This is a genomic window from Sandarakinorhabdus sp. (genome assembly GCF_031422795.1).
Lineage (GTDB): Bacteria > Pseudomonadota > Alphaproteobacteria > Sphingomonadales > Sphingomonadaceae > Sandarakinorhabdus.
The window spans coordinates 1-3,029 of sequence record NZ_JANPML010000401.1; the positions used below are offsets into that span (position 1 = coordinate 1).

Below are 3,029 nucleotides of genomic sequence, written 5' to 3' on the forward strand. Positions count from 1 at the left end.
CACGGCGCGGGCATGAGCCAGCGCGATGGTCGAAGCGGTGTTGCAGGCGATCACCAACAGATCGGGCTTCAGCCGCTCAGTGAGCCGGCCGAGCAGCGCGCACACGCGGGTGGCGACCTCCATCTCGGTCTTGGTGCCATAAGGAAAGCCTGCATTGTCAGCAACATAACTGATATCGACCGCCGGCAATGCCGCGCGCACATCATCAAGCACCGACAGGCCGCCAACACCGGAATCAAGCATCAGGATGTGAGTGATCGTCGCCTCCCCAAAGCCGTTCGCGGTGCGTCACACGCCTCATGTCATGGCGGGCGGCAAAAGGCAAAGCGCCGCGCCGCGTGCTTGGGAATCATCCTCAACAAGGAATGAGGTGGGTTCTCAGGCGCTGCAAAATCCCGCGATGTGGCCGTGAACAGCAGTGGCCGGTGTTCAGCACGACCGCTGGCTATCGGGTGGACGACGAAGGACCAAGCATGATGTTCAGGCATCTCATCATCGGCACAGCCTCTGTCTTGGGGCTGGCCAGCAGCGCCCAGGCCACGCTGGAGATTTCCACCACGGCCCGCGGTGTGTTCAGCAGCGTGCGCGTGGTGGGCCAGCCGCTCACTTCGGTCGGGCCGGTCGCGCCGATCACCGGACGCACGTCGCCGGGGTATAACCTTGCCAACAGCGCAGCTTCGCTTGCTGCCATTGTGGGGCTGGGCAATCAGGGCGGCGTGACGGCCACGCTCACGCTGAACAGCGGCGCCATCGCGACAGCGGCCAGCGCCAACGGCACCATCCCGGCCAACACCACATCAGGCAGTGCCAGTTCCGATCTCAACAACCTGGCCATCAGCCTGTTCACCAGCACCGGCGGCCCGACCACCAGCATTCTCAATCTCACGGCCGATCGGGTGCAATCGGTCACCACCGGCACCAAGGTCGGCCTGGTCACCACAATGACCGGCCAATCCACATTCAACAATCTGCTGCTGAGCATCAACGGCAATAACGTGTTCAACACGGGCAGCAACGCACAGACCGCCGTCAATTTCGTTGCCTATAATCAGTCCGGCCTGAAGGTGACGTTGAATCAGCAGTTTGCCAGCAGCTTTGACAGCACCCGCACCCTGATCACCAACGCCGTCGGCATCAGTTTCACCAACTATCTTCTCGATGGCCGCAGTGTGTCAGGCACCATCACCGTGGGCCAGTCGCTGGCCGAGTTCGTTAGCCTCAGCCCCGGCGATCCGGTGCCTGAACCGGCCAGCTGGGCCCAGATGCTGGCTGGCTTTGCGCTGGCCGGTGCCGCCGCCCGGCGACGCCGCGTTCTCCAGCCGATCAGGGCTTGACGATTCAGCGCTGCCTGCGGCTATGCAATTTGCATGGCCGAACCAGTCGCCTCCACCATTGACAACCAATGGCCGCCGCCGCTGCCCGATGCCAGCGGCTTTGTGGCGCCGCCGGTGCCGGGGCTTGCCGCTGCCGTGGCGGCCTTTGCCGGCGCCTGCGCGCGCGATCCGGCCGGCGCGCTGCGCGTGGTGGGGCGATCCTTGTGGCTGTTGGCCATCGCCGCCATCTGCGTGCCTGCCCACAGCCTGCACCGCCAGCTCGGCATCCCCTCCCCGTGGGCCCGCCGCTTCCTGGGCTGGAACGCCCGCGCCTGCGGCATCCGCGTTCGCAGCATCGGCCAGCCGGTCAGCCGCAACGTCTTTTACATCAGCAACCACCTCAGTTGGACCGACGCGCTGATCCTGGGCGGGCAAACCGGAACGGTGTTCGTGGCGCAGGATGGTATCGCCATCTGGCCCGGCCTCGCCTTCGTCTGCCGCCTGAACGACACTATTTTCGTCAACCGCAGCGACCGCATGGGCGTGCCGGCCCAGATCGTCGCCATGCGCACGCAATTCATGCGCCACAGCCGCATCGCCATGTTTCCCGAAGCCACCTGCAGCGACGGCCGCCGCCTGCGGCCGTTCAAGGCGCCCTTGTTTGCCATGCTGATTCCGCCGCCGCCGGGCGCCACGCTGCAACCGGTGGTGATTGATTGCGACGAAGCTGGCCGCAACCTTGGCTGGGTCGGCATGGAAACCGGCGCCGCCAACGCCTGGCGCCTGCTGTCACGCCCCGGCACCTGGGAAGCCCGCGTGCATTTCCTGGAACCCTTCAGCCCCGCCGATCTGCCCGACCGCAAGGCGCTTTCCGCCCGGGCCCGCACGGCCATCGCCGCGAAACTGTCGGAAACACTGGGCGGCCGGCCAGTGGCATGAGGCCGCCGGTTGGACATGGCCGGTTGGAAATGGCCGGTTGGACAGGGCCGGGCAATCGCCTAAACCCAAGCCAGCGGGGGCGACGGGCATGATCGATCAAACAACTGGCGATGTTTCCCCCGGCCTGCCCGAACGCGTGATGAAAAAGGCGCAGCTGCGGCTGCTGCCGTTCCTGTTCTTCGCCTACATGATCGCCATCATCGATCGCGCCAACATCAGCTTTGCCGCCAAGACGATGAACGCCGATCTCGGCTTTTCGGCCAGCGTCTTCGGCTTTGCCGGCGGCATCTTCTTCGTCAGCTATGCCCTGCTGGAAGCGCCGTCCAACATGCTAATGATGCGCTTTGGCACGCGCCTGTGGGTGACGCGGATCATGATCAGTTGGGGCGTCATTTCGGCAGCCCAGATGTTCGTGACGACACCGATGCAATTCTATGCGCTGCGCTTCCTGCTCGGTGCGGCTGAAGCCGGCTTCTTCCCGGCCATCCTCTATTACGCCAGCCTGTGGTTTCCGGCGCAGTGGCGCGGCCGCGTCATCAGCCGCTTTTACGTGGCCCAGCCCGTCACCCAGATCGTCATGGGCCTGATTTCGGGGCCAATCCTGGGGCTGGAAGGCGCGATGGGCCTGCACGGCTGGCAATGGCTGTTCCTGCTGGAAGCCTGCCCGGCCCTGATGATGGGCTTCATCATCTGGCGCCATCTGCCCGACGCGCCCGGCAAGGTGGGCTGGCTGGCCCCGGATGAACGCCGCTGGCTGACCGGCGCGCTGGCCGCCGA

4 protein-coding genes are annotated in these 3,029 nt (G+C 65.3%); 3 read left to right on the forward strand and 1 reads right to left on the reverse strand.

The features are described from left to right. The coding region (locus RMO81_RS13980) for a glutamate racemase (RefSeq protein WP_409049626.1) at positions 1-243 on the reverse strand (243 nt) is incomplete at its 3' end. A gap of 182 nt (positions 244-425) precedes the next feature. Here RMO81_RS13980 and RMO81_RS13985 point away from each other — a divergent pair. The 3 genes from RMO81_RS13985 to RMO81_RS13995 form a co-directional block, all read left to right on the forward strand. Beyond that, on the forward strand, positions 426-1,334 hold the full coding sequence (locus tag RMO81_RS13985) for a PEPxxWA-CTERM sorting domain-containing protein (RefSeq protein WP_310476510.1): 909 nt from the start codon (positions 426-428) through the stop codon (positions 1,332-1,334). A 33-nt stretch (positions 1,335-1,367) separates the two neighbouring features. Continuing rightward, positions 1,368-2,252: a lysophospholipid acyltransferase family protein gene (locus RMO81_RS13990; RefSeq protein ID WP_310476511.1), complete on the forward strand. Its 885-nt coding sequence runs from the start codon at positions 1,368-1,370 to the stop codon at positions 2,250-2,252. Positions 2,253-2,340: 88 nt separating this feature from the next. Next, a partial coding sequence (locus tag RMO81_RS13995) for an MFS transporter (protein ID WP_310476512.1) occupies positions 2,341-3,029 on the forward strand: 689 nt, incomplete at its 3' end.

What these genes read in the sequence shown, in the direction of transcription:
- RMO81_RS13990 (WP_310476511.1), top strand. Translation starts at nt 1,368, where the DNA reads ATGGCCGAACCAGTCGCCTCCACCATTGACAACCAATGGCCGCCGCCG.